The 6,474-nt window shown below is 42.2% G+C and carries 5 protein-coding genes; 2 read left to right on the top strand and 3 right to left on the bottom strand.

What is annotated here, in order from left to right; all coding sequences use genetic code 11:
* Positions 1 to 197: 197 nt before the first annotated feature.
* Positions 198 to 521 (top strand): thioredoxin family protein, encoded by a 324-nt coding sequence (locus V7K53_RS15875; protein WP_335198467.1) that lies wholly within the window; start codon positions 198 to 200, stop codon positions 519 to 521.
* Here V7K53_RS15875 and V7K53_RS15870 read toward each other — a convergent pair.
* Both V7K53_RS15870 and V7K53_RS15865 read right to left on the bottom strand, forming a co-directional pair.
* Positions 508 to 741 (bottom strand): hypothetical protein, encoded by a 234-nt coding sequence (locus V7K53_RS15870; protein WP_335198466.1) that lies wholly within the window; start codon positions 739 to 741, stop codon positions 508 to 510. The two genes, V7K53_RS15875 and V7K53_RS15870, sit on opposite strands and share 14 nt — an antisense overlap.
* Before the next feature lie 97 nt (positions 742 to 838).
* Entirely contained in the window at positions 839 to 2,689 is a 1,851-nt protein-coding gene (locus V7K53_RS15865; RefSeq protein WP_335198465.1) for a S8 family peptidase, read from the bottom strand.
* A 119-nt stretch (positions 2,690 to 2,808) separates the two neighbouring features.
* Between V7K53_RS15865 and V7K53_RS15860 the strand changes: the two genes are divergently transcribed.
* Positions 2,809 to 3,243, top strand: a complete 435-nt coding sequence (locus V7K53_RS15860; RefSeq protein WP_335198464.1) for a hypothetical protein — start codon at positions 2,809 to 2,811, stop codon at positions 3,241 to 3,243.
* 330 nt (positions 3,244 to 3,573) lie between these two features.
* Here V7K53_RS15860 and V7K53_RS15855 read toward each other — a convergent pair whose 3' ends face one another.
* The gene (locus tag V7K53_RS15855) at positions 3,574 to 6,459 is read right to left on the bottom strand and encodes a choice-of-anchor D domain-containing protein (protein WP_335198463.1); all 2,886 of its coding nucleotides are present in this window, start codon (positions 6,457 to 6,459) and stop codon (positions 3,574 to 3,576) included.
* Positions 6,460 to 6,474: the final 15 nt, after the last annotated feature.

Genomic DNA, 6,474 nt, shown 5'->3' with positions numbered 1-6,474 from the left:
GGTGGTTTCTTTCATGAGCTTTTTTCAACGTGAAAGCTATGCTAATTAAGCATTGTACTCTTTTTTACTCTCCTGTTTTGTCTAAGTCCCGTTAGAAGAGGGATTAGCCTAAAGTTGACATTAATGGCCAGCTATATGGTAGTATTTCATAGCATTATGCTAAAAAACTTTGCCTAGAATCAAAGAGTAGCCAACCCATGAGTTTAGCTGTAATTAAGTTCTCTTCAGAAGAGTGCGGCATCTGCCACAAAATGTCTTTTTATGACAAAAAGGTGGCTGAAGAACTGGGTTTAGAATTTATCGATGTAAAGATGCAAGATACGACTGCTTACCGCAAGTATCGCAAGATTTTATTGACTCAATATCCCGATAAATCAGAAATGGGATGGCCTACTTACATCATCTGCAATTCTCCAGACGGGGAGTTTCAGATTGTTGGTGAAGTAAAAGGAGGTCATCCCAAAGGGGAGTTTAGAAGCCGTCTGCAAGAGGTTCTGGATTCCACAGCTAATCAGAACTAATTACCTCAAACGATTTGACCTCTAAGGCAGGGCCAATCATGGCAGTTGTCATGATATCTTCACGCACCTGCCCTTTAACTTTTGCTTTTTGTCCGGCTTTGAGTAAATCTTTATCAGCCCCTCTGAGGATTTCGTAAGTAACGCCCTCTTCTGTAACTAACGCCCATGCGCCTGTACCAATATCACGATGTTCGACTGTACCTGTAAGTGTAATGCTCATAACAGTGCTGAGTGGGGAGTAGGGAATTAGGAGAGACGCGATTAATCGTGTCTGTACAAGAGTTAGGAGTTATGAAAATTGATTTCCCATTCTCAATTTACGCAATTTTCTCTTCGTTTTTCAATGCTAAACGAACAAGTCCATAACAGACTAGAGCATTGGCAATGAGAAAGAGGCGTGCTAATTGACCACTTCCCAATCCCCAAACTGCCGGATCGAAAAACGCACTTGTAGTTAAGCAAACTGCCACACCTAAAGTTGAACCAATAGCAAACCATTTCCAACTAGGATGTCCCAGCAGCAATGCCATTAACACAATGGGAATCAGTACGCTGGCAAATAAGGGATTCAACGCATCAGTTCCCTGGAGAGTATTGCCCAATTCAGGAATTGAACTACCCAAAACCCGGAAAGGCCATTGAGGAAGATCAAAAATATAGATTCCCTTGAGGAAGAATAACCCAGAACTGCCGACAATTAGTCCACTGGATAAAGACCAACTCCAAGTGAAGGGAAAGTAAACGCGTAAAAACCAAGCCAGCAGATAGGAACCAACTACCATTAAAACCTTGGGTAACAGTGCTACTGCACCACCATCAATCCAAAAGCCGGGGTTAAGATAGCCGTTATCCCGTAACCACCGAAAGAAATCTGGGAAACTGATTTGCCCTCCAAAGGCTAGTTTAACAGCTGCTTCTGCATTGAGTTGTCCAGCGCCATAATAGTTCAAACCATCATCCTGAATAACTCGCGCTGACTGTTTGAGGACTTTTAACACTTCATCTGGTTCTTTGATGCCAGCAGCTTTAATTAATGCCGCAACCCCAGCAACGTGAGGAGAAGCCATGCTTGTACCCTGGAAGCCCAGAAATACCCCTTCGCCCTTTTCGTCGATGGTTTCTTGGAGAATTTTACCAGCTTCACTACCACCTGGAGCAGAGATATCTACCCCTGCACCAAAGTTAGAATAGGGCGCTCTTTCGCCATCTGGGCCAATTGCCGAAACGCCGATGACGTAGGGATAGCGGGCTGGATAGCTTGCTCCATTGGCGTTTTCATTGCCGGCTGCGGCAATAATAACAACACCTTTTCTATGGGCATACTCGATCGCTTGTTTCATCAACTGGCTTTCACCGCCACCGCCTAAGCTCATATTAATCACATCTGCGCCTTTATCAGCAGCAAATTTAATCGCTTCGGCAATATCGGCAACGGTACCACCGCCATAAGAACTGAGTACCTTCAGCGGCATCAGACTGGCTTCGTAGGCAATTCCAGCGACGCCATATTTGTTATTTGTGGCTTGGGCAATAGTTCCGGCAACATGAGTACCGTGGCCGTTATCGTCTGTAGCTTCTTCTCGGTCGTTAACAAAATCATAACCCTTGACGAATTTTGTCTCATACAAGTCGCGAACCTTGGTAATTCCAGTGTCAATCACTGCGACTGTGATGCCACTGCCTTTGGTTTGACTCCATGCGCCTTCAACACCGATTTTGTGCAAGTTCCACTGCTTGCTGTAATATTGGTCATTAGGACCAGTTAATGAAGGACTTGCTTCTTCATCTTCTTGGGGTGTTAAAAATTCACCTAGCCAAGCGGTTTTACCTGGTTGGGGAATCTTGTTGTAGATATAGTTTGGTTCAATGAATTCTGTAGCTTGGGCAAACTGAGATTTTTTCAGTTCTTGGAGCCGTTGGCGATCGCCCTTGATAATATACACATTATCTTTTTTGGAAAACTTGTTGTCTAATTGGGGTGTAACGTTGTATTGTTTGGCGATCGCTTGCAAATCCTGTTCCACTACAAGTGATGGAATATCTTCCCGAAAATCAAGCAAAATCGTCTCAAACTCTCCTTTAGCTGCCAATCCCTGGAAATTCAGGAAACCAAATATGGCAGCCCCTAGCCCAATGACAAACAAGCACCATAATATAAGTTTTCTCATATTAACTCATCACCGCTTTTTGCCAGTTTGCTCATACCATAACTTATCTGCACCCCTTGTTGGTAGATTTTGCACTTTTAGTTACAAGTTTCACTCAGGACTGAGGATTTTTTTAAACGATGGAACGTGGTCTTTTGTGGTTGCCGCTGTTAGTAATGTTTTTCTGGTTGGCTTGGCAAGGCTCGAAGGAGTATCAAAAAGTCGAAGCCTATCGCACTTGGGCAGAGCAATTTGAACGGGCCAAGTATGATATTTATGCTGTATTAGGTCAAAAAGACAACAATATTACTTGGGGAAAACCGACGCCTCAAGGTCCTATTAAACTAGAAACATTCTCCTTGCTTGATATTAAACAAATCCAGCTTTTAGTAGATGAAAAATCAGTAGATGTAAACAATCCACCGGAGAAAGGTCGTTCTATAGAATTAGAATTTCTATTTTCTAAATCTATTAACTCAGTGCGGGTTCCGTTTACAGAAATCCCTTTGGCAGCAGAATGGGGTAAGTTTTTGCAGGGGCTATTACAAGACTTGCGATCGCAACCACAGCAGTAATTATATTAAAACTATAAGTTCCAAATAAGACGGCTATTTCTGGTCAAAAAGTTAGATCGGTAATACTGATATTATTCATGGGTAACAACGTTTTTATTGGAAAAATGTTTTTTGGAATGGCTTTTACTTGACTACCATTTCTTAAACATCTCCATAAATTCAATATACGTTATCCAAAACCCTTGTAGAGACGTAGCCGTGCTACATCTCTACATTCTTTTTCACTCCTATGTTTATTGCGCCCCTATGGGTATTATCTATCTAATTGAAAGCCGTCTTAAAAGTCGATTAATGTTTGACTTACACTTCCACTCAGTTGACCCGACCCAGCTATGCTTGAATGATGAAGTCAGAGGCAGTAACATAGGGCGCACCAGTAAGTTGTGCAAATTGACCACCACTGCCGAAACCAGCAGCACTACCATTTTGATTGTAAAATAACTGCCCAGTCATACGGTCGTAGACAATTATAGCATTGCTAAGTGCCCCTGAACTGCTGATTTGAAAATCACTGGCATTATTAAAACCCGTTCCTGCAACAGAAGTAATAGCAGTAAAGGTGGTCTTATCGAGGATAATCTTATCACCTTGAGAGCGATTGAAGTCAGCGATGGTATCAATACCGACAACAGCGCTATTAAAGATGGAATTGGTGTCGTAGAGGAAAGAGTCAGCACCTGCACCACCCACAAGAGTATCATTGCCTTGTCCACCAATGAGAAGATCGTTGCCAGTACCACCCCGCAGCAGGTCGTCACCACCGCTGCCATCGATGGTATCATTACCCCCTTGACCATTAATCACATCATTGGAACTGTAAAAACCGCTGATGTTATTGTTCAAGTCATTGAGGAAAGTGACAGTATTTGCTGTAGAAATATACGCTTGAGTGGAGTTGGCATTAATCACATCAAAGCTTTTGGTAACACTGGCTTCTCCGTCAAATATGATATTGCCGATGGCAGGTCTTGTTGTCGATGCAGCTAAGTTGTCTAGGTTTTCTAACTTAAAGTTTTGCAGAGTGACTTTGGTATTAGCTACATTTCCAAAGGTCACTTCTAAATTGCTGCCATTTTGAGTTAATTGCAGATTTCTCGCAGTCAATTCAGTCCCAATAAATTGCAAGGTGTCTATCTTGGCAATCACCGCAGCCGGAGGGTTTGAGCCAATACCTACACCGCCAAAGTTGGTGATGCTGTAATTGCCATCACCTCGTTGGATAATAAAGGTGTCATTGGAGTTAGTACCATTGAGAACTTGAATTTCCGGGGCAGGAGCGGGTCTAACTGTGCCACTAATGGCAAAATCAAAGGGGCTTTCATTAATATCGTTGTTGTTTAAACTGAAGCTGCCACTATAACTGCCGGATGTAGTAGGGTTGAGTGCCACCGATAGGGTAGTAGAAGCATTAACAGCCACGCTCGTTGGAAGAGTTCCAACCAAACTAAATCCGTCTGGAAGTTTAAGACTACTCAGCTTCAGCGCGCCTGTACCGGTGTTCTTGATGGTAAAGGTTTTGGTCAAGGTGTCCCCAACAGTCGTTTCACCAAAGTTAATGGCGGTGGTGTTGCCATCTGTAATGTCAACACTACCATTGAGAACTTGAATTTCCGGGGTAGTAACTGTGCCACTAATGGCAAAGTCAAAGGTGCTTTCATTAATATCGTTGTTGTTTAAACTAAGGCTGCCACTATAGATGCCGGGTGTAGTGGGGTTGAGTGCCACCACTATATTGGTGGAAGCATTGACAGCCAGGCTCGTTGGAAGAGTTCCGACCAAACTAAATCCGTCGGGAAGTTGAAGATTACTTAGGTTAAGTACAGCTATACCAGTGTTCTTGATAGTAAAGGTTTTGCTCAAGGCTTCACCAACAAGGGTTTCGCCAAAGTTAATAGCAGTGTTGCCATCAATAATATTAACTGTGCCATTCAGAACTTGAATTTCTGGAGTTTTGCTAGAGCTGCGGGGAGCTTCATATGCACCAATATCAGTGACTGTACTACCATTGCCATCACCATCCTGAGGAGTCTTTTTAGTGATGCTATTGAAGGCATTAGAACCACCATCGATCGCAACACTTTCAGGCTTAAGCGCAAAATTCCTTTTGTCTGCATCAACAAATAGAGGATCTTGACCCAAAAGATTCTGTAACCCTGTAGCGTTTAAATTATCTGAAGCTTGGAATAGGTTCGAGTTATAAACAAGATTGCGATCGAAGGTGACATTTGTGGCATACTTAATTCTGTTAGCATTTTGATTATCACTTGCATACAAAATATTGTTGTAGACACGTACATTTTCCGAGTAAGTAACACCAATCTCTCCAGAATCTGTAAGAACCTGGGCATTCTTGTAAGCTGTGTTGTTGATAACATCGACATTAGTAGCACGAAAAACATTAATGCCTGCACCTCCATTGTTGTAAGTGATGTTATTTGCAATTAATGCCTTACCTGTATAGGCCACATTATCTTTGCCGATATTGGTAGTATCAAGCATAATCCCATGTCCCTCAGTGATTTTGTCAGTGCCTCCTGCTTTCCACGGAATTAAACTTTGGTTATCGTAGGCAATGTTGTCTCGAAAAATCATTCTGTAGTCACTGGTATTGTTATCAAAATTAAAACTGTGAAGAGAGGTTATTCCCTGATTGCCGTGAGGCGAATACCAAGCGTTTCCAGATACAATGTTTTTCTCAACAGTTATATAGTCTGAATTACTGAATGCTATGCCTGCACCTGGAAAGTTACGGATTGTGTTACCAGTTATGACAATATGATGGGGATTAGTACCACCTACACCATCAGCATTTTTCCATGCATTAGCAGCAATACCATTACTATTGGTCAAGGGGTTGTTAAGGTTATCCTTCTCTTGTAAGGCATATTCGAGAGTGATGTTTTCTCGATTGCCTTTTATATCAAGTCCTTCAATCCGCACGTAGGATGAACTCAATATATTAATGCCACTTCCCGTTGTTGTTATCTTAGGCGTAGCTCCGGGATAAGCTTTTATTGTTGTCCAGTTATCTGGTGAGCCATTCAAGTTAAAAAGCGTAAGCCCTTTCATTTGATAATTTCCATTCATCACGTAGAGCGTGTCACCTGCTTTCATCTCATACACGGCTCTACCCAAGTTGAGAAATGCAGAATTTTCATTTAAGCCATTATTTTTATCACTGCCTGTTGCAGAAACATAGTATGTTGTGCCAGCCATCTGTTTACTCCAAAT

This window comes from Nostoc sp. (assembly GCF_036917355.1).
In the GTDB taxonomy this organism is placed as follows: Bacteria; Cyanobacteriota; Cyanobacteriia; order Cyanobacteriales; family Nostocaceae; genus Nostoc.
The sequence above is the reverse complement of the archived record's forward strand: the minus strand, read 5'-3'. Positions and strand labels throughout refer to the sequence as shown.

Bases quoted from the DNA above. Each gene is read 5' to 3' on its own strand.
- V7K53_RS15870 (WP_335198466.1), bottom strand. From the start codon at position 741: ATGAGCATTACACTTACAGGTACAGTCGAACATCGTGATATTGGTACA.
- V7K53_RS15865 (WP_335198465.1), bottom strand. From the start codon at position 2,689: ATGAGAAAACTTATATTATGGTGCTTGTTTGTCATTGGGCTAGGGGCT.
- V7K53_RS15855 (WP_335198463.1), bottom strand. From the start codon at position 6,459: ATGGCTGGCACAACATACTATGTTTCTGCAACAGGCAGTGATAAAAAT.
- V7K53_RS15860 (WP_335198464.1), top strand. From the start codon at position 2,809: ATGGAACGTGGTCTTTTGTGGTTGCCGCTGTTAGTAATGTTTTTCTGG.
- V7K53_RS15875 (WP_335198467.1), top strand. From the start codon at position 198: ATGAGTTTAGCTGTAATTAAGTTCTCTTCAGAAGAGTGCGGCATCTGC.